Source organism: Actinoplanes sp. NPDC051475 (assembly GCF_040689425.1).
Taxonomy (GTDB): Bacteria; Actinomycetota; Actinomycetes; order Mycobacteriales; family Micromonosporaceae; genus Actinoplanes.
Window position 1 is genome coordinate 145,701 of the sequence record NZ_JBFAZZ010000001.1, and the last position, 19,008, is coordinate 164,708.

Consider the following 19,008-nt stretch of genomic DNA (forward strand, 5'->3'; position numbering starts at 1 on the left):
GTCCCGAGGGCGCCGCCCGGCCCGCCGCGCTGGACCTGCTGACCGAGCGCGAGCGGGAGATCCTGGTGCTGGTCGCTCACGGGCTGTCCAACGACGCCATCGCCGAGCGGCTGTACGTGTCCCCGCTGACCGCGAAGACGCACGTCAACCGGGCGATGACCAAGCTCGACGTGCGGGACCGGGCGCAACTCGTCGTGCTGGCGTACCAGAGTGGCCTGGTCCGTCAGGGCGACGCCTTGCCGGACCCCTGATCCCCGCGCCATCGACGGCGCAGCAGGTGGGCGGCCGCCTTGGGTTGCCGGTCGCGGGTGAACACGCCCTTGCGGTTGCCGCCGACCCGGGTGATGCCCGCGGTCGTGGCGAAGTCGGCGAAGTTCCAGACGTGCTCGCCCACCACCTCGGGGATCCGGTCGAAGAGGCGGTGGTTCATCTCCAGGTACGCGGACTGGTACTCCTCGGTCCACGGCGTGGGCTCGACCGCGTGCAGGCCGGGCAGGGTGTCCGCGCCGTACTCGCTGATCAGGATGGGTTTGCCCGTCGCGGCCCACGCCCGTAGTTCCGCCTCGAACGCCTGCTCGGCCGCTGCCAGGTCGCCGGTGTGGACGTACCAGCCGTAGTAGCGGTTGAGCATCAGGACGTCCGCGTGGCGCGACAGCCGGCAGCGGTCCGGCGTGGCAGCGCCGTAGTTGGCGAAGCCGACCGGCCGGTCCGGGTCCAGCTCGCGGGTCAGGGCGAACAGCGGCAGGAAGTACGCCTCCGCCGCCGCCGTCTCGGACTCCGGCTCGTTGGCGATCGACCACATGACCACGCTGGGGTGGTGCCGGTCGCGGGCCACCAGCTCCCGGATGGCCTGCGCGTGCACCTCGCGGGTCGCCTCGTTGACCGTCTCCGTACCGTAGGTCGGGAACCGCTCCCTGCTCGCGGTGCCCTGGGCCAGGGCGGTGTTGAGACCGACGGCCGCGGTCTCGCCGATCACCACGATCCCGTGCCGGTCGGCGTGGTCGAGCACGTCCTCGCTGTAGGGATAGTGCGACGTCCGGAACGAGTTGGCGCCGATCCAGTCCATGAGCGCGAAGTCGTGCAGCATCCAGGCGTCGTTGTGCCCGCGGCCGAGCACCGGAATGTCCTCGTGGCGCCCGAAACCCCGGAACCGGAAGGGCCGCCCGTTGATGAGAAAGCGCGGGCCGTCGATGGTCACGGTCCGGAATCCCACGGTACGCCGGCAGCTGTCGCGCACCTCGCCGTCCTCGACCCGCTGCGCCTCCAGCTCGTAGAGGTAGCCGTCGCCGGGGGCCCACGGATGCACGTGGCCGACCTTGACCGTCCCCTGTGCGCCCCCGCTCGCCACCACCCGGCCCTCACGGTTGCGCAGGATCATGCGCGACCCGCCGGTGATGTCCCAGGTCAGGGTGCCGTCGGCCGCGGCCGAGAAGGTGACGTCGGTGATGCACTCGCGCGGCGTCGCGTACAACCAGACCGGGCGATGCAGGCCGGCGTAGTTGGAGAAGTCGTGCCAGTAGCGCTGCCGCGGCCCGGCCGCGCTCTGCTCGACCACGCCGGGCGGGATGGACGTGAACGTCAGCGTGTTGTCCACCGACACGACGATCTCGATGGTCTCGCCTGCGGTGACGTCCAGCTCGGCCTCGAACGGCGTGTACCCACCCTCGTGGCTCATCACCTCGGCGCCGTCCACCCACACCGTCGCCCGGTGCGTGGCCGACTCGAAGTGCAGCACGACCCGCTGCCCCACCCACCCCCGCGGCACCACCACCCGCTTGCGATACCAGACCGGGCCGACATGGTCGCGGCCACCGGGCAGCACGTCGTTGTACGAAGCCGGCACCGCCATCTCGGCGTCGAAGACCGGCGGCGACGCGAACGAGAAGTCCCACAACCCCTCGATCCTCCGGCGGTCCCGATACGCCGACTCCTGTGGCCGCAGCATGTCTGGACCCTCTCACGCCTGTGTCACTCTTGGGGCAGGAGAGGGGACAACCATGACCGAGTCCTTCCGGTACGCCGGCGCCACCGTCGAGATCGTCGAGGCGAGCACCATCCTCGCCGCCGCCAGGGTCAACCCCGTCGAGCTGCTGCGCCGCGCCACCTTCCCCCCACCGGTACGCCGGGTCGAACTGACCGTGTCCAGCGCCGACACCACGGCCGGGCCGGTGCACGTGTTCGCCGCCGAGATCAGCACGTCCGTGACCGACGCGCCGCAGAAGGACCGGATCCGCGCGGTGGTGCTCGGCAACGACCCCGTCGGCGCCCTGCTCGCGAAGCGGATCGCGGCCGGCGACCCGATCGCCACTCGGCTCGTGGACGGTGTGGGCACGGCGGCCGTCGCGGCGTACAAGAAACTCGGTCTGGATCGTCCGAGCGAGACCACCACGGACCGGGAGCCGGAGACGGCGGTCCTGGCCGACGCGTCAGCGGGCCTGCAGGCGGCGGTCACCTACGAATCCAACGGCAGCCTGGTCCGCCTGCGCGCCGAGGTGCCCCGCGACGACGTGCGGCCCGAGCACCTGACGGCCATGGTGCGGCTGGTGCTGCAGGCCGTGATCGAGCTGCTGCCCCCGTCGACGGACCCGCTCGCGGGGCGCCGCTACGTGGTGAGCCGCGAGAGCATCCCGAGGGTGGCGACCACCACCCAGGAGGTCACCCTCGACCAGGTCGGCGGCCTCGCCGACGTCGTCGCCGAGCTGCGCCAGATCGCGGTGTCGTTCCGCCACCCCGAGGCGATGGCCCGCTGGGGAGCGCGGCGGCCCCAGGGCATCCTCATGTACGGCCCGCCCGGCACCGGCAAGACCATGCTGTCGAGGGCACTGGCCAACGAGATCGGCGCCGACTTCCGCGAGATCCGAACCCCGGAGATCCTGGACAAATGGCTGGGCGGCTCCGAGCGCAACATCAAACAGATCTTCCGCGATGCCCGCCGCTACCGCGTCCCGACGCTCATCCTGTTCGACGAATTCGACTCGATCATCAGCTACGCCGGCTCCGGCGGCGACGCGGCCAGCCAGGCGATCAACGCGGTGGCGGGCATCTTCAAACAGGAGATGAACGACCTGATCGAAGCGAACCCCAACGTCATCGTGGTGGCGACGACCAACTTCCCGCACCGCGTCGACGACTCGCTGATCCGCTCCGGCCGCTTCGACGTCAAGATCTCCGTACCCAAACCGGACGACACCAGCCGCACGGAGATCTTCCGCAAGATGATCGCCCAGCTCGCCGCGGCCCACGAGGAACCGGGCTTCACGATGTTCGCCGACGACCTCGACCTGGGCGAACTCGGCCGCCTGAGCCACGGCATGACGGGCGCCGACATCAAGGAGGCCCTGCGCCGGATCCAGCTGACCAAGGCGATGCAGGACGCCCGCACCGGCGGCATGGTGGAGCCGATCAGCCAGGCAAACCTGACGGCCAGCATCCGGGACCTCCTCGGCCAGCACTGACCGCCTCACCGGGAGCGGCTCCGTCGGCAGTGCTCTTCAGCGTTTCGGTGGATGCTGCCGGAGCGCTGCCACTCGGACGAGTGCTTCCCGCTCGGGGCCTTCCTGGTCGTGGCTGAAAATGGGCACGCCGACCAAGCGAACCCACTCCAAGCGGGAGACGTCCTGCGGCGTGACATTCATGGCCGTTATTCGCATCCTCAGTACGCCAAGGCCGTAGCAATAGTCGGCCTCTGGTATCTCGACCAAGTCACCGATCTGCACCAGCGGTTCGGGGCGCTTCTGCTTGCTCATCGCAGGCCAGCCGAGCCGGAAGCTTGGTTGCCCACCGCGGTCGGGGTCATCCGGGCCAACGGGCGACGTCGGCCTGCCCTGACCAGACCCACGATCGCAAGGCGTCGCGCAACACAGGGGCACGGATCACGGGGCCAGCAGGTCAGGCAGAAGCCGTCTTCTCCGCGCGGTTGGTCGGTGAGCCGCCGACTTGCGAGCCGTCGTATCAGCTCTTGCGCCGGCTGAGACATGCGGTACCGCACTGCGCTGCCGTAATCGCGAGAACCGAGTCCACTCATGTGAGGTCGCTCCCTGGCGATGGAAGGCACCGAGACGGACGGCGATCACGGTCCAGATCGGGGACTGGCCACCTACGCGGCGTCCGCCCCGGTGCCGGCTGGACGGATCGGCGCTGTCACGGAATCCCCGTCGCACAGACCCGCTTCGTCTCATGAGCGAACCGGTCGCGAGGTGGTTGGCGTAGCCCCTCTGTCACTCATGTCCTGAGAGTGGCCGACTCCATAGGGGACAAGAAGGCCGTCGAAGGGACTTCCAGAGGACTCTCCCGCGCAGAGGTTGCCTTCGTATGAACCGAGAGTCCTACAGGAGGCCCACTTGTTCTACCGTGGTGAGGAGCGATCTCGTCAGAGGAGGTACAGGACATGACTCAGTCCTCGGGCAACACTCGTCTCAAGGCGGCCCGGCAGCATGCCGGCTATGCCTCTCAACAGGCCTTCGCCGACGCTCTCACCCAAGCTGCCCCGCGTATCGGCCTCGGCGCCATGGAGGTCAGCGTGCGCCAGATCCGCAGGTGGGAGTCACCGGCTCCGCCCTGGCCGCGAGCCGACCACCAGCGGCTCCTTGTTCATGTACTGCAATTGCCGATCGAGCAGCTCGGCTTCACCCCACCGTGGCAGGACTCCGAACCGGCATCCGGGCAAGCTGCCCCAGCAGGGCGGGACTGTCCCCGCCGGCCTTCCACTGCCTCAGCCGACCGCCGCAGTGCAGCCAGCCACCATCGGAGCTGACTACACCACCATCACAGTCGCTCACCGCCGGCTCTACTGGAGCGTTCAGCCCGCGCACCTGCACCCCACGGTCACCGAACACACGCGACTCGGTCTCCACTTACTCGCCGAGACGACAGGCGTCGCCCGGCGTCTGCTCGCCACTGCCCTGGCTGAATCGCTGCTGCTTGCCGGACGTATCGAGTTCTTCGACCTCCGCCAGCCCGACGAAGCCGACGCCACCTACGTGCGCGCTCTGCAGGCCGCCGGCGAAGCAAACGATCCGCTCCTCGGAGCTGCGATTCTGGCGCACGCCGCGTTCATTCCCGGCTGGGTACGGCGTCGCGACGAGGCAGCCGAACGCCTCCGGGCCGCCCGCACATACGCCCGACGTGGTCCGGCCTCGGCCGAATTCCTGGCTTGGATCGACGCCGTCGAGGCCGAGTGCGACACCCGTTGCGGTCACCCGAAGGACGCACTCCAAGCCATCGCACACGCCGAGGACATCCTCACCACCCGGAGCGAGCACCACTCGCCCGAGTGGTTCACGTGGTTCTCCCCGGTTCGGCTGGCAGCGTTCAAGGGCAACACCCTGCTCAAGGCCGGCCGTTTCGCCCAGGCCCTCGACACCCTTACTGCGGCCTTGGAGGCGCTGCCTGCCGACGAGGGCAAACAGCGCACCGTCATCCTCGGTGACCTGGCGGCGGTCGAGGTTGCCCGCAAGCACCCCGACGAAGCGTGCGCTCACGCTCAGGCGGCGCTCTATCAGCTCGGAACCACCTGGTACGCCACAGGTATGGAACGAATCCGGGAAGTCCGCCAGGGCCTGCAGCCGTGGGCTGACGCCGATTGCGTCCGTGAGCTCGATGACCGTCTCTACGACTGGCAGACCACTCTCAGCGCGCTTCGCCGTTGAACGCCGCGATCCGTGCGGGCAGCTCGTCCAGCGACGTGATCCGCATCGTCGGCAGCCGGTCCGCGTCCGGGTCGTTGCGCTGGATGGTCGCCCATGGACCCCGGAGCATCAGAGCCGTCTTGAAGCCCGCAGCGACTGCGGGTCGGATGTCGTTGTCCAGTCGGTCACCGACGTACAACGTCTCTTCCGGCCCGAACGGCGTCTCTTTCGCCACCGCCTTGAAGAAGCCAGCGTCCGGCTTCGAGGCACCCCAGTCGTCCGACGTTGCGATCATGTCGCTCGGCAGATCCATCGAGCGCAACAGGCCGCCGGCGCGCACTGTCTGGTTGCCCGCAATCCCGACCCAGAGGCCGGCCTCTCGCAGGGCGGTCAACGCCGGCCGCACGTCCGGGTAGAGGTCGTCCTCCCCGAACCATTCCGGCTGACCCGCCGCCGCACGCTTCTCCCGCTCCTCGGTCAGGTCGAAGCCGGGCCGGAACTCCTGAAATGTCTGGCGGTAGTCCTGGCCGCGCGCGATCACCGCGCCAAACGTTGCCGAGAAGGTGTGTCGGGGTACTCCGAGCCAGTCTGCCCAGGTGCCGTACTCCCTCGCCTCATTCACCAGACACTCACCGACGTCAAACACCACAGCTCGGATCATGGCGCCGAGCCTAACTCCGACTGCCGGTGACAGCCGGATGCCGCCATCGTGATCCGGCAACTGCCGAGCGACGGATGCCGGCAGATGCGAAGTCTCATTGACCTGCGTGACACAGCTGTATCGGAACGTAGGTGACAGCTCCGGCTAGACGATCTGCGCCTATTCCGCAGGGCCTCAGCGTCGCCATGGTTGGTCGTCCTGGGAGGCTGACGGGGTGGAACAGTCGACGTGGGCGGAGATCTCGACGGGGATGGCTGCAGCTCCGTATCCGGTGGAGGTGTTGACGGCTGACCCTGAGCGGGCGGCAGCCTCCTTAGAGGCTCTGGGGGTCACCACCAAGTCCTGGCTCGGGGCAGTGGTCGCCAACAGTGGCGGTTTGGTGATCGACCACGGCTGGCTGCGGGTGCTGGGCGGTGGACACGACGGACTGCCGGACGTGGTCACCGAGATGGATCGCCAGGCCGGTCGTATGGTCGTCGCCTTCGACGTGATGGGCGGCCAATTCGCCTGGGTGCCGAGTCAGCCTGGCGCTGCGCCGACGGTGCACTACTTCGGCCCGGAAGACCTCGCTTGGCAGGATCTCGAACTGGGGTACGGCGACTGGCTGCACGCGATGTTCGCCGGTGCGCTGACTCGGTTCTATGAGGGCTTGCGCTGGCCGGACTGGGAGGCGGAGTCATTCGGCAAGTATTAGCCGAGCCGGCCGCCGGCTTCAGGAGGGCGGAGCCCCGGAGGCCTTCTTGATGGCTTGGCGGACCCGGTGGTAGGTCCCGCAGCGGCACACGTTCTCGATCTTGTCGATGTCGGCGTCGGTCGGGTGGGGGGTGCGGTCCAGGAGGGCTACCGCGGCCATGATCTGGCCTGGTTGGCAGAAGCCGCACTGGGCCACGTCGCAGTCGAGCCATGCCTGTTGGACCGGGTGGAGCCGGTCGCCGTCGGCCAGGCCCTCGATCGTGGTGACTCGGCGGCCGGCGCAGTCCGCGACGGGTACGACGCAGGGCTGGATCTCCGTACCGTCGAGGTGGCTGGTGCAGGCGCGGCAGGCGCCGATGCCGCAGCCGTACTTCGGGCCGGTGACCCCCAGCAGGTCGCGCAGCGCCCACAGCAGCGGCATGTCGGCCGGTGCGTCGACGGTGACCGGTTTGCCGTTGAGGGTGAAGCTGTACTGCGGCATCGGGTGCGCTCCTCAGCTGACGGTGCTGGCGGTGCTGATGATCGGGAAGCGGCGTGGTTTGGTGCCGGTGGCCCGGGCGTACGCGTTGGCGACGGCTCCCGCGCTCGCCGGGACGCCGAGCTCGCCGGCACCGCCGGGCGCCCGTTTGGACGGCATGATGTGGACCTTCAGTTCGAGGGGGCTCTGCCGATGACGGGCGTAGTGGAAGTCGGCGAAGGTGCTCTCCCGGACCGCTCCCCGGTCGATATGCAGGCCGGCGTACAGGATGGTGGAGATGCCGTCCATCGCGGCGCCCATGAGCTGGGCCTCGAGTCCGCGGGGGTTGATGACCGTGCCCACGTCGACCGCCATCACCATCGCCGTCACGCGGGGGTTGCGGGCGTCGGTGGCGTCGATCTCCGCGAGGCAGGCCAGGAAGGAGCCGTACTCCTCGTGGACGGCGACGCCCTGGCCCCAGTGGGGCGGCAGGCGGCGGCCCCATCGGCCGGCGGTGACCTTGTCGAGGACGGCCTTGGCGGCGGCGCTGTGCAGCGTCGTACGCCGGAAGGCGACCTCGTCCTTGTGCAGTGAGCGGGCGACCTCGTCGAGCATGACCTCCTCGGCCGCCCGGGAGGTCCCGGAGTCCACCGAGCGCCAGGCGCCCATCGGGATCGGCAGGTCGAGGCCGCGGCCGGGGCCCTCGTTCACCGAGGTGGCGTCGTGGTCCAGCCGGGCGATCCGGCCGTCCTTGACGCTGGCGCGGACCCGGCGGTACGTGACCGGGCGCATCCGGCCGTGCTTGATGTCGTCGGCGCGGCTCCACATGAGCTTGACCGGGCGCCCGGCCGCCTTCGAGATGAGCGCCGCCTCGATCGCGGCGTCGTAGTTCAGCCGCCGTCCGAACGAGCCGCCGCCGCGGACGACGTGGACGCGGACCGCCCGGGCCGGCAGCCGGACCGCTTCGGCGATGCTCTCCGCCGCCTCGACCGGGGACTGGGAGGAGAACCAGACCTCGGCGTGGTCGGCGCGGACGTCCGCCACGGCGGTGAGCACTTCCATCGGGGCGTGGCTGACGAAGGCGAATTCGAACTCGCCCTGGACCTGCGTCGAACCGCGGGGCGGGGCGGCGAGCGGGGGGAGGGCGGCGCGGAGCCGGGATCGGATGCCGGCATCCGACAGGGTCGCGATCGGGCCCGGCGCCCACTTGATCTTCAGGGCGTCGCGGGCTTGGAAGGCGTGGTGGAACGTCTCGGCGACCACCGCGACGCCGCTGGGGATGCGGACGACCGCCAGCACGCCCGGCATGGCGCGGGCGCGGGCGTCGTCGACCGAGACGACCGTCCCGCCGAGCTTCGGGGACCGGGCCACCACGGTGGGCTTGGCGCCGGCCACGGACAGGTCTCCCGCGTACGTCGCCTTCCCGGTGACCAGGTCGCGGGCGTCGATGCGGGTCGCCGGGCGCCCGATCGTGCGGTGCCGGGCGGCCGGCTTGGGGTCGGCGGGCACATCCGGGTGAGTGATGGCGCTCGCGGCCGCGGTCAGCGAGCCGAACGTCGCGGTACGGCCGTCCGGCGCGACCACCATGGTGTCCCGGGTCAGCAACGTATTCGCGGGGACGTGCCAGCGCCGGGCCGCCGCGGTCACGAGCCGGGCGCGGGCGGTGGCGGCGAGGTGACGGGCGGGGTCGTACAGGGAGCTTACGGAGCTCGAGCCACCGGTGAACTGGTTGCCGCCGTCGGTGCGGGCGTCGGCCAGCGGGATGTCGACGTCGGTGAGCCGCGCGTCCAGCTCCTCCGCGATCATCATGGCCACCGCCGTGGTGATGCCCTGGCCGACCTCCGCGCGGGGGAGCTTCACCCGTACCTTGTTGGCCGCGGTGACCTCCAGGACCAGCTTCTCCTCGTCGGCGCCGACGGCCACCACGTCGGAGCGCCGGGGCCCGCCGCCCGGCGGGGGTGGCGGCGCCGCCTCGGCCTGGGACAACCGCCGCAAGCCCAGCGGTGCGACCAGGGTCAGAGTGGACGCGGACAGGGCATAGACGACGACCTTCCGGCGATCCATGGGGGAGAGGATGCCGGTGCGGACGTAAGGCTCATGTGAGGTCGGAGGTTACGGATCTCTAAATGCCGACCAGACCGGGCGGCTGGAACGACGGTTCGGCAACGGGCCGGCCGAAGTGGTAGCCCTGGGCCAGCTCGTAGCCGAGCCGCCGCAGCTCGGCGGCCTGTTCGGCGGTCTCGACGCCCTCGGCCACCGCGGTCAGCCCCAGCCCCGCGCTCACCTGGATGAGCGCCGTGGCGATGACGGCGTGGCGCCCGGCCATCGTGATGCCGTCGACGAAGGACTTGTCCACCTTGAGCACGTCCACGGGAACCGTCTGCAGCAGGCCCAGCGACGAGTGACCGGTGCCGAAGTCGTCCAGCGCGATGTGGATCCCGAGGTCGTGCAGGTCCTGCACGGCCTGGACCGCCTGGCCGCCGCCGAACACGGCGGTCTCGGTGACCTCGACCGTCAGCATGCCGGCGCTCATCCCGGTCTCCTCGAGCACCGTCGTCACCAGGGCGGCGAAGCCCGGCTCGGCGAGCTGGCGGGCGGAGACGTTGACGCTCATCCGGGCCGGGGCCAGTTCGCCGTGGTCCGCGCGCCATTCGACCGCCTGGGTGCAGGCGGTGCGCAGGATCCACTCGCCCAGCTCGACGATCAGGCCGTTGCGCTCGGCGGCGGGGATGAACCGGTCCGGCGGGATCAGGCCGCGCTCCGGGTGGTCCCAGCGGACGAGCGCTTCGACCGCGACGGTACGCCCGGACGACAGCGCGACGATCGGCTGGTAGACCACGCGGAACTGGCCGGTGTCCAGCGCCGTACGCAGCTCCGCGCCGACCCGCGCCTGCTCGTCGGACTGCTCGTCGAGCTCGGCGGCGTAGCGGCGGGGCCGGTCGGCGGCGGCCTTGGCGGCGTACATGGCGACGTCGGCGCGGCGCAGGACCTCGTACGGGTCGTCGGTGCCGTCGCCGCCGGTGACGCCCATGCTGGCGCCGATGAGCAGTTCGTGCTCGCCGGCCGTGATCGGGGCGTGCAGCGTGTCCGCCAGCCGGTCCACGATCCGGTCCGCCTCGGCATTCGTCGCGCCGGGCATGAGCAGCGCGAACTCGTCGCCGCCCATGCGCGCCACCAGCACCTCCGGGCCTAGCGCGGTGCGCAGCCGCTGGGCGATCACGATGAGCAGGTGGTCGCCCACGCCGTGCCCGAGCCGGTCGTTGACGCCCTTGAAGTCGTCGAGGTCGAGCAGGGCCACCTGGACCCGGCCGGCGGCCAGCGCGGTCCGCAGGCCGGCCTCGAAGCGGCGCCGGTTCGCCAGGCCCGTGAGGTCGTCCGCCATGGCGAGGTCCTCGAGCAGGTCGGCCTGGTGTTGCACCTGGCCGACGAAGCCCGACATCCGGATCACGACCAGCAGGAACAGCACCACGGCGCCGCCGGCGATGGCCAGCCGGTCGACGCCGTCGGCACCGATGCCGGGCAGGAAGAGCAGGCCGGGGGCGAGCAGCGAGCAGACGGCGAGCAGCACCAGCCGGGACCGGCCCACCCGGGCGTCGCGGGCCTGTTCCGGCGCCGAGCCGGCGGTCCGCATGGTGGGGTGCAGCGCCGCGGCTCCCCAGCACACGTACGACAGCAGCCAGGCGGCGTCGAGAATCCCCTCGTCGGCGTCCGAGTACAGCTCGAGGAGCGAGTAACTGACGTCGCCGATGAGCAGCAGGAGTGCGGCGGCACCGAGCAGCCGGATGCTGGGGGAGCGGGCGCCCACGCCGGTGTAGAAGCGGGCGAGCATGGCCAGCAGCAGCGCGTCGGCAGCCGGATAGGCGACCCCGATGACTCGCTCGAAGGTCGACGCGGTCGAGTCGGCGGCGATCGGGTGCATCACGAAGACCCAGAAGACCAGGCCGACCCCGATCGCGACGATGGCGGCGTCGACCAGAGCCGCGAAGTCGCGAGCCGCGGTGGTTCGCCCGCGCATCAGCATCACGAGCCCGGCCACAAGCATCGGGTACGCGCTGAGATAGAAGTAGTCGGCGGGCGAGGGATAGGGCTCCTGGTCCAGGACGTACCTGTAGTACTCCCACACCAGGTCGCCCACGACCCAGGTGAGCTGCCCGGCGGCGAACAGGTACCACATCGCTGGGCGGCGGGCCCGGTTCAGCCGCACGCCGGCCAGGATCAGGACGGTGGCGGTCAGCCCGATGGCGTCGTACCCGAGGTTGGACGCCAGACCGTCGGACGGCAGCAGGAAGTAGGCGGCCGAGGCGAGCGACCCCGCCACGAGCCACCACCACCAGAACCATTCCCGCCGCACGCCCTGCCATCGGCCATGGAGGCCGCGGGCTGAGGGCTCTACCGGTTCACGAGACCACGGACACAGGGGCAGCGGTGAAGTCGGGCTCGGCCACCGGCACGCCGAAGAGGTTGCCCTGCGCGTAGCGGTACCCGAGCCGGTGCAGCTCGGCGGCCTGCTCGGGCGTCTCCACGCCCTCGGCCACGGCCGCGAGCCCCAGGCCGTCGCTGACCTGCAGCAGCGCGGTCGCGATCACGGCGTGCCGGCCGGCCCGCGTGATCGACTCGACGAACGACCTGTCGACCTTGAGCACGTCGACGGGCACGGTCTGCAGCAGGCCCAGCGACGAGTGGCCGGTGCCGAAGTCGTCGAGGGCGATGGGTACGCCGAGGTCGTGCAGGCTCTCCAGGGCCTGCACCGCCCGGCCGCCGCGGAACACGGCGGTCTCGGTCACCTCGACGGTGAGGTGGTGCGCGGGGAGCCGGGTCCGGCCCAGGATCGCTGTGACCAGCTCGGGGAAGCCGGGCTCGGCGAGCTGGCGGGCCGAGACGTTGACGTTGATCCGCCCCGGCGCCGCCGGCCCCAGGGTGCGCTGCCAGTGCGCGGCCTGCGCGCACGCGGTCTCCAGGATCCAGGCGCCGAGCTCCACGATGAAGCCGTTGCGCTCGGCGACGGGGATGAAGTCGGCCGGGTGGATCGGCCCGCGTACGGGGTGGTCCCAGCGTACGAGCGCCTCGGCGGCGACCATGCGGTGCTCGGGCAGCGCGACGATCGGCTGGTAGACCAGGTGCAACTGGCCGGCGTCCAGGGCGGTGCGCAGCTCGGCGCCGAGCCGGGCCTCCGCGGCCGCCCGCTCGTCCAGGTCCGGGGTGTGCCGGCGGTGCCGCTCGCCGGCCTGCTTGGCGGCGTACATCGCGACGTCGGCGCGGCGCAGGACCTCGTAGCCGTCGGTGGTCCCGGCGTTGTCCGTGGTGCCGATGCTGGCGCCTACGAGCAGTTCGTGCCCGTTCACGACGACCGGCTCACGCAGGGCGCCGGGCATGAGTACGGCGAACTCGTCGCCGCCCATCCGAGCCACCAGGTCCTCCTCGCGCAGCGCGCCGAGCAGGCGCCCGGCGACCTCGGTGAGCAGCCGGTCGCCGACCGCGTGCCCGAGCCGGTCGTTGACGTCCTTGAAGCCGTTGAGGTCGAGCACCGCCACCTGGGCCGGTCCGGCGCCGACCGCCGCCGCCAGGCGCTCCTCGAAGACCCGGCGGTTGGGCAGTCCGGTCAGCGCGTCCCGCAGGGCCAGGTCCTTCAGCTGCCCGGCCTGCCGCTGGATCTGGCTCACGAATCCGGACATCCGGGCGAGGACCAGCAGGAAGAGCAGCACGGCGCCGACCCCGATCGCCGCCCAGCTCACCCCCGCGCCCCCGGACGTCAGTCCCTCGGTGAACAGCAGCGTGGGACGAGCAGGGTGCAGGCGGCCGGCAGGGCCAGCCGGCCGCGGCCGGGGCGCTGCTCGACCACCGGCGCCGGCGGGTCCCCGGCGCCCGCCGAGCGATGCAGCGCGGCGGCGCCCCAGACGACGTTCGACATGATCCAGCCGATCGCGATCGGGCCCTCCAGGTCGGGCGCGTACGCGGCCACGACCTGGAACCCGGCGTCCGACGCCAGCGTGGTCGCAATCCCCACGCACGCTCGATCATCGGCAGTGGCGCGTGTCACCTGAGCGTCTGGCGTCCCGCGCCCTCTAGGATGCGAAACGCATTGATGTTCATCAATTCTTGGAGGATGTCCATGAGGTCTCGTGTCCGGTCGATGCTGGCGGCGATCATCGTCGCAGGCTCGCTGATCGTGGCTCCGGCACCCGGGGAGGCCGCCACGGCCGCGGCGGCCCCGGATCCGATGAGCGGACTGGTCACGCACCGGTCCGCGCGGGCGGCCGCGGCGGCGGACTGGGCCTCGCTCGGCGGCACCGCGATCTCCCAGCCGGCCGTGGCGTCCGACGGTGCAGGCCGGCTGGACGTCTTCGTCGTCGGGGCGGACCACTCGCTGTGGCACACGGCGCGCACGGCCGGGGCCTGGTCGACCTGGGAGTCGCTGGGCGGCACCCTCACCTCGGCGCCGGCCGCGGTGTCCTGGGGCCCGGGGCGCGTCGACGTGGTCGCTCGCGGCTCCGCGGACGACGTGATCCACCTGGCGTTCGCCGACGGCGCGTGGTCCCGGTGGGAGTCCCTGGGCGGGACGCTGATCTCAGCGCCCGGCGTCGCCTCGCGCGGTCCGGGCCGTCTCGACCTCTTCGCGGTCGGCACCGACCGCGAGATCTATGTCAAGTCGCTGTCGGCGACCTGGTCCGGATGGACGTCCCTGGGCGGGTACGCGGCCTCGCTGCCGTCGGCCGTCTCCTGGGGGCCCGACCGCGTCGACGTGGTGGTGGCCGGCACGGACGACGCGGTGTGGCAGAAGACGTACTCGGCCGGCGCCTGGTCGGGCCGCTGGGTGTCGCGCGGCGGGGTGGTCGCGTCGGCCCCGGCGGTCGCCTCCACCGGGCCCGGGCGGCTCGACCTCTTCGCCGCCGGCAACGACGGCGCGCTCTGGCGCAAGTCGTACGACGGCACCTGGTCCGGCTGGTCGTCGGCGGGCGGCCGGCTGAACTCCGGGCCCGCGGCGGCCGGATCCGCCGCCGGCGTCGACGTCGCCGTGGTGGGCAACGACGACGCCGTCTGGCATCGGACGCTCGCTCCCTAGGCGGGCATCGCGCGGTCGATCAGGGCGGCGGTGTCTGCACCCGAGGGGAGGGTGCCGAAGGTGTGGCCCCAGTCGCCGCCGAGACGGCTCGCGCAGAACGCGTCGGCGACCGCGGCCGGCGCGTGCCGCACCAGCAGCGAGCCCTGCAGCACCACGGCCATCCGCTCCACGACGCGCCGGGCCTGGGACTCCAGGTCGTCGTCGCCGCCGAGCAGGGCAGCCAGGCCGGCCGCCGCCTCGTCGAGGCGCCGGTCGGCCCCGGCCGACGCGGCGATCTCGGCGCGGAACGCGTCCAGGCTGCCCGGCTCGCGGCGCAGGGCACGCAGCACGTCCAGGGCCTGCACGTTGCCCGAGCCCTCCCAGATGGAGTTCAGCGGCGCGTCCCGGTAGAGCCGCGGCAGGCCCGACTCCTCGACGTAACCGTTGCCGCCCAGGCACTCCAGCGCCTCACCGACGACGGCCGGCTGGCGCTTGCACACCCAGTACTTGCCGACCGCCACCGCCAGGCGGCCGAACGCGCGCTCGCCCGCGTCACCCCGTACCCCTCGATCGACGGCCCCGGCCAGCCGCAGAGCCAGCGCCGTCGCCGCCTCGGTCTCCACCGCCAGGTCCGCGCAGACGTTGCGCATCAGCGGCTTGCCGATCAGCGGGCCGCCGAAGGCGGAGCGGTGCCGCACGTGGTGCAGCGCCTGGACCAGCGCCGCGCGCATCCCGGCCGCCGAGCCGACGACGCAGTCGAGCCGGGTCATCGCGACCATGTCGATGATCGTGCGGACGCCCTGACCCTCCTCGCCGACCAGCCACGCCACCGTCTCGTCGAACTCCGGCTCGCTGCTGGCGTTGCTGCGGTTGCCGAGCTTGTCCTTGAGGCGCTGGATCCGGAACGTGTTGCGGCTGCTGTCCGGAAGCACCCGGGGCACGAGGAAGCACGACAGGCCGGCCGGGGCCTGCGCGAGCACGAGGAACAGGTCGCACATGGGCGCGCTGGTGAACCACTTGTGGCCGCGCAACCGGTAGGTGCCGTCGCCGGCCTGGGTGGCGGTGGTCGAGTTCGCCCGCACGTCCGAGCCGCCCTGCTTCTCCGTCATGCCCATGCCGGCCAGCAAGCCCTGCTTGGCCTGGGGAGTACGCAGCCCGGGATCGTACGTCCTGCTGGTCAGCAGCGGCTCGTACGCGCCCGCGAGCTCGGCATTGTGGCGCAGGGCGGGCACCACCGCGTACGTCATCGAGATCGGGCAGGTGTGGCCGGCCTCGACCTGGCTCCAGACGTACAGTCCGGCGGCCCGGGCGACGTGCGCCCCCGCCCGCGGGTCGGCCCACGGCGCGCCGGCCAGGCCCTCGGCGACCGCCACGTCCATCAGCCGGTGCCACGACGGGTGGAAGTCGACCTCGTCGATGCGGTGGCCGTACCGGTCATGAGTGAGCAGCAGCGGCTCGTACCGGTTCGCCTCGTCGGCCCAGCGCTGCGGCTCGGTCCCGCCGCCCAGCTTGCCCAGGCGGTGCAGCTCGCCGGCGGCCCACCCGGCGCCCTCCCGGTCGACGGCCTCGAGCAGCGCGGCATCCGCGGCGATGTCGTGACCGGCGAGGGGTGGCGGCTGGTTGACGACCTCGTGGGTGCTCATCGGGTGAATGTAACCGCGCTGGGCTTGAGGAGGGTGATGCGGGAGGCGCCGAGCTCGGTGACGTAGAGGTTGCCGTTCGCCGGGTTCTGGGTGAGGTCGAGCGGCTGGCTGAAGCCCGTGAACCCGGTGATGCCCGTCGTCCGGTTGCTCAGCGTCCCGTCCGCCGCCACGTCGAACGTCTCGATGTCCTGGCCGGACGAGTAGCGGACCACCAGGAGCTTGCCGTCCAGCGCGCCGCCGCGGTATTCGATCGCGCCGTCCGCCGAGGCGTGCAGGCCGGCGTCGTACGTGCCCGCCAGGTCGTAGTTCGGGTCGGGCCGGGTCCCCGCCGGGTACGCGGGCACCTCGAACGGGTCCGCCGCGGCGGTCGGGTTGCCGCCCGCCAGCACCCACTCGCAGCGCAGCGGGTTGGGGTGGCCGTAGTAGCGCCCCCGCCTCACGTCGAAGACGTAGTCCGTCTCGGCGGTCGGTACGGAGGTCAGCGCCGGTACGGCGGGGCCGGTGTAGCCGCGGCGGGTGCACGACGACGGCAGCGGGGACGGGGTCGCCGGGGTGTTCCCGCCCGCCGCCGAGCCGTTGGTGGGGGCGTACAGGTGGCCGTTGCGGTGCCAGACCAGGTCGTACGCGTTGCGCACCCCGGTCGCGTAGATGGTCAGCGGGGCCGTGGCGGCGTACGGGTCGTAGCCGCCGCCGTCCGCCGTCCTCACGTCGAGCGTGCCGGTGCCCAGCCGGGTGGTGTCGAGCCGCAGGACCGCCGCGCTCAGGAGTTGTTCCGGGCGGTTGCCCCAGGTGGAGTCCGCGGCGCCCATGGCGTTGTTCGCGCCCTGGGTGACGTACAGGGCGCCGTCCGGGCCGAAGGCCAGCGAGTTCGTCTCGTGGTCCTTGACCGAGCGGGGCAGGCCGGCCACCTTCGGCGTGTACGTCCCCAGATCGGTCCCGCTCAGCCGGCCGATGCGCCCGGACCACTCGGGGACGTCCAGCGGGCCCACGTACTCGTAGTTGTCCGTCACCCACAGGCCGCCCGACGGGTCGAACGCCATGCCGATGATGGTGCGGGCCGGTGCGCCCGGCAGCCCGAGCGCCGCCGCGTTGTCCCGGACCGCGGTGATGACCGTCGCGGCGCCCAGCGTGCCGTCGGCGTTGATCGGGAAGCGGAGGATGCGGCCGTCGAGCGTGCCCGCGTACAGGCGGCCGTCGGGTCCGGTGACCACCGTCGTGAAGGACGCGCCGGTCGCGACGCCGACCACCTTGTCGAAGGCGGCCGGGCCGCCGGGCCCGCCGCCGGTGCCGGTGGTGAAGACGATCGAGTACGGCTGGAACGCCCGTCCGCTCATGTCCCGCACCCCCGAGGTCAGCGTGAACCGGTACGCCGTGGACGGCGCGAGCGGCGCGGTGGGGGACAGGTTGACCACGTCCCCGCCTCCGCTGGTGATGATCGTGGCGGGCACGGGCGCGCCGTCGCCGACCCGGGTGAGCGTCACCGTGCCGCCGCTGAGGGTCGCCTGGTCGACGCCGCCGTTCGGCAGGATCAGGTCCTCGACGACGCTCGTGGTCAGGCCGACGCCGGTAGCGCCGTTCGCCGGGGTGCTGGTCCGGACGGCCGGGATGGTGCCGGCGGCCGGCACGCCCGCGATGTCGACGTAGTCGAGCTTGGTGTTCGTGCCGCCGACCGCGCTCAGGGTGAGCCGTCCGTCGGTGACGGTGACCGTACGGGTGACCGTCGCGTGCTTGGTCGCGGCCGTCGGTGTGAATGCGGCGACGCCGTTCTGGTCCTCGATGCTCAGCCAGTGGGAGCTGTCCACGGCGGTGCCCGCGTCGCCGACCGCCGCCGTGACCGTGTACGCCCCCGCCGGCACCGCGACCTCCCACGATCCCGGGGTCGTCACGCCGGCCGAGCCCGGCGGCAGCTGCATGTGCATCAGTGTCGCCAGGCGTACGTCGGGCTGACCGGCGGCCGGGTTGCGGTTTCGCCCGTTGCCGGTGAGGTCGAGCGGCGTCGTCGTCCCGGCCCGTACCCAGCCGTAGCCGCGGGCGTCGGCGTACGCGCCGCCGGAGTCACGCACGTAGCCGGCCGGTGGTGCGGTGGCCGCGTCGGAGAAGTTGACCTTCAGGGCGAAGGCGGGCGCGATCTCGACGTAGTTCAGCTTGGTGTTGGTGCCGCCGATCGCGTCCACGGTCAGGCGCCCGTCGGTCACCGCCACGGTCACGGTCGCCGTGCGGTATTCGGCCGCGGCCGTCGAGACGAAACCGGAGATCGCCGGTACGCCCTCCACCCGCACCGTGTGGGAGCTGTCGTAGGCGGGCTGGTCGCCCGCCGACACCGTCACCTGGTACGAGCCGGCCGGCAGCGCGTACTCCCACGCCCCGGCGGTGGGCACGCCGTTGGTGCCGTTGACGTCGCCGTACTGCAGGTGGATGAGCGTGTTGAGCCGCGGGTCGATCCCCGCACGGGCCCGGTCCCGGGTGTTGCGGGTCAGGTCCAGCGGCGTCGCCGCCCCCTGCACCACCCAGCCCGACCCGCGCCCGGCGTCGTACGCCGCGCCGGTGTCGGCGGTGTAGCCGGCCGGCACGGCGGAGGACGCGGGCTGGAAGTTCACCCGGGCCACGGGCGTGACGGCCGCGCGGGCGGGGCTGACCACGGCGAACGGCGCGGCGAGCGCGGCCGTGAGGACGATCCACAGACGACGGTTTCCCACCCGCCCATGCGAGCACGGCTCCCGCCCGGCCCGGCTGTCGGAAATCTGCCGCCGGTATCCGCCCAGCTCAGCGCCGGGAGCGATTCGTCCGTAGCCCGGCGATCAGTGGGAACGGAAGCCTGCGGCGCATGGGGGCAAACCCAGATCGACCGTACCCAGTGGGGTGACCTGCGGAAGGTGGCGCTTCGTGCG

General features: G+C 71.9%; 14 protein-coding genes and 1 pseudogene. 5 read left to right on the forward strand and 10 right to left on the reverse strand.

Annotated elements, in window-relative coordinates; translation table 11 throughout:
• Window positions 1-29: 29 nt before the first annotated feature.
• Window positions 30-251: pseudogene (locus AB0368_RS00730) on the forward strand (helix-turn-helix transcriptional regulator); the annotation flags it as partial.
• Here AB0368_RS00730 and uidA read toward each other — a convergent pair.
• A complete protein-coding gene (gene uidA / locus AB0368_RS00735) occupies window positions 224-1,945 on the reverse strand; it encodes a beta-glucuronidase (protein WP_366151633.1) in 1,722 nt (573 codons plus the stop codon). The pseudogene AB0368_RS00730 and the gene uidA sit on opposite strands and share 28 nt — an antisense overlap.
• A gap of 52 nt (window positions 1,946-1,997) precedes the next feature.
• Here uidA and AB0368_RS00740 point away from each other — a divergent pair, with 52 nt between their 5' ends.
• Window positions 1,998-3,455 (forward strand): ATP-binding protein, encoded by a 1,458-nt coding sequence (locus tag AB0368_RS00740; RefSeq protein ID WP_366151634.1) that lies wholly within the window; start codon window positions 1,998-2,000, stop codon window positions 3,453-3,455.
• A 36-nt stretch (window positions 3,456-3,491) separates the two neighbouring features.
• Here AB0368_RS00740 and AB0368_RS00745 read toward each other — a convergent pair whose 3' ends face one another.
• On the reverse strand, window positions 3,492-3,746 hold the full coding sequence (locus AB0368_RS00745) for a hypothetical protein (protein ID WP_366151635.1): 255 nt from the start codon (window positions 3,744-3,746) through the stop codon (window positions 3,492-3,494).
• A gap of 981 nt (window positions 3,747-4,727) precedes the next feature.
• Here AB0368_RS00745 and AB0368_RS00750 point away from each other — a divergent pair.
• Complete coding sequence (locus AB0368_RS00750; RefSeq protein WP_366151636.1) at window positions 4,728-5,648, forward strand: hypothetical protein; 921 nt, start codon at window positions 4,728-4,730, stop codon at window positions 5,646-5,648.
• On the opposite strand, the gene AB0368_RS00755 is transcribed toward AB0368_RS00750, so the two are convergent.
• Entirely contained in the window at window positions 5,629-6,288 is a 660-nt protein-coding gene (locus tag AB0368_RS00755; RefSeq protein WP_366151637.1) for an HAD family hydrolase, read from the reverse strand. The two genes, AB0368_RS00750 and AB0368_RS00755, sit on opposite strands and share 20 nt — an antisense overlap.
• Window positions 6,289-6,502: 214 nt before the next feature.
• On the opposite strand from AB0368_RS00755, the gene AB0368_RS00760 reads away from it, so the two are divergent.
• Window positions 6,503-6,982: a DUF2625 family protein gene (locus AB0368_RS00760; protein ID WP_366151638.1), complete on the forward strand. Its 480-nt coding sequence runs from the start codon at window positions 6,503-6,505 to the stop codon at window positions 6,980-6,982.
• Window positions 6,983-7,000: 18 nt separating this feature from the next.
• Here the strand turns inward: AB0368_RS00760 and AB0368_RS00765 are convergent, their stop codons facing one another.
• From AB0368_RS00765 to AB0368_RS00785, 5 genes are read right to left on the reverse strand one after another with little or no spacing between them, the layout of a single operon-like run.
• Window positions 7,001-7,462, reverse strand: a complete 462-nt coding sequence (locus AB0368_RS00765; RefSeq protein ID WP_366151639.1) for a (2Fe-2S)-binding protein — start codon at window positions 7,460-7,462, stop codon at window positions 7,001-7,003.
• Window positions 7,463-7,474: 12 nt separating this feature from the next.
• Window positions 7,475-9,502 carry a molybdopterin cofactor-binding domain-containing protein gene (locus tag AB0368_RS00770; RefSeq protein WP_366151640.1) on the reverse strand — a complete coding sequence of 676 codons (2,028 nt, stop codon included), beginning with the start codon at window positions 9,500-9,502 and terminating at the stop codon, window positions 7,475-7,477.
• A gap of 58 nt (window positions 9,503-9,560) precedes the next feature.
• Window positions 9,561-11,789, reverse strand: a complete 2,229-nt coding sequence (locus AB0368_RS00775) for a bifunctional diguanylate cyclase/phosphodiesterase (protein ID WP_366151641.1) — start codon at window positions 11,787-11,789, stop codon at window positions 9,561-9,563.
• Window positions 11,790-11,835: 46 nt separating this feature from the next.
• Complete coding sequence (locus AB0368_RS00780; RefSeq protein ID WP_366151642.1) at window positions 11,836-13,170, reverse strand: bifunctional diguanylate cyclase/phosphodiesterase; 1,335 nt, start codon at window positions 13,168-13,170, stop codon at window positions 11,836-11,838.
• Between the two features lie 17 nt (window positions 13,171-13,187).
• On the reverse strand, window positions 13,188-13,442 hold the full coding sequence (locus AB0368_RS00785) for a hypothetical protein (RefSeq protein ID WP_366151643.1): 255 nt from the start codon (window positions 13,440-13,442) through the stop codon (window positions 13,188-13,190).
• Between the two features lie 105 nt (window positions 13,443-13,547).
• Here AB0368_RS00785 and AB0368_RS00790 point away from each other — a divergent pair, with 105 nt between their 5' ends.
• A complete protein-coding gene (locus tag AB0368_RS00790; protein WP_366151644.1) occupies window positions 13,548-14,498 on the forward strand; it encodes a hypothetical protein in 951 nt (316 codons plus the stop codon).
• Here AB0368_RS00790 and AB0368_RS00795 read toward each other — a convergent pair.
• Together AB0368_RS00795 and AB0368_RS00800 are read right to left on the reverse strand one after the other, a co-directional pair.
• Window positions 14,495-16,120 (reverse strand): acyl-CoA dehydrogenase family protein, encoded by a 1,626-nt coding sequence (locus AB0368_RS00795; protein WP_366151645.1) that lies wholly within the window; start codon window positions 16,118-16,120, stop codon window positions 14,495-14,497. The genes AB0368_RS00790 and AB0368_RS00795 overlap by 4 nt on opposite strands.
• The gene (locus AB0368_RS00800; protein ID WP_366151646.1) at window positions 16,117-18,816 is read right to left on the reverse strand and encodes an Ig-like domain-containing protein; all 2,700 of its coding nucleotides are present in this window, start codon (window positions 18,814-18,816) and stop codon (window positions 16,117-16,119) included. Before AB0368_RS00800 ends, AB0368_RS00795 begins: the two co-directional genes overlap by 4 nt.
• Between the last annotated feature and the right edge of the window lie 192 nt (window positions 18,817-19,008).

Bases quoted from the DNA above. Each gene is read 5' to 3' on its own strand.
- AB0368_RS00740 (WP_366151634.1), top strand. From the start codon at position 1,998: ATGACCGAGTCCTTCCGGTACGCCGGCGCCACCGTCGAGATCGTCGAG.
- AB0368_RS00770 (WP_366151640.1), bottom strand. From the start codon at position 9,502: ATGGATCGCCGGAAGGTCGTCGTCTATGCCCTGTCCGCGTCCACTCTG.
- uidA (WP_366151633.1), bottom strand. From the start codon at position 1,945: ATGCTGCGGCCACAGGAGTCGGCGTATCGGGACCGCCGGAGGATCGAG.
- AB0368_RS00790 (WP_366151644.1), top strand. From the start codon at position 13,548: ATGAGGTCTCGTGTCCGGTCGATGCTGGCGGCGATCATCGTCGCAGGC.
- AB0368_RS00795 (WP_366151645.1), bottom strand. From the start codon at position 16,120: ATGAGCACCCACGAGGTCGTCAACCAGCCGCCACCCCTCGCCGGTCAC.
- AB0368_RS00755 (WP_366151637.1), bottom strand. From the start codon at position 6,288: ATGATCCGAGCTGTGGTGTTTGACGTCGGTGAGTGTCTGGTGAATGAG.
- AB0368_RS00745 (WP_366151635.1), bottom strand. From the start codon at position 3,746: ATGAGCAAGCAGAAGCGCCCCGAACCGCTGGTGCAGATCGGTGACTTG.
- AB0368_RS00765 (WP_366151639.1), bottom strand. From the start codon at position 7,462: ATGCCGCAGTACAGCTTCACCCTCAACGGCAAACCGGTCACCGTCGAC.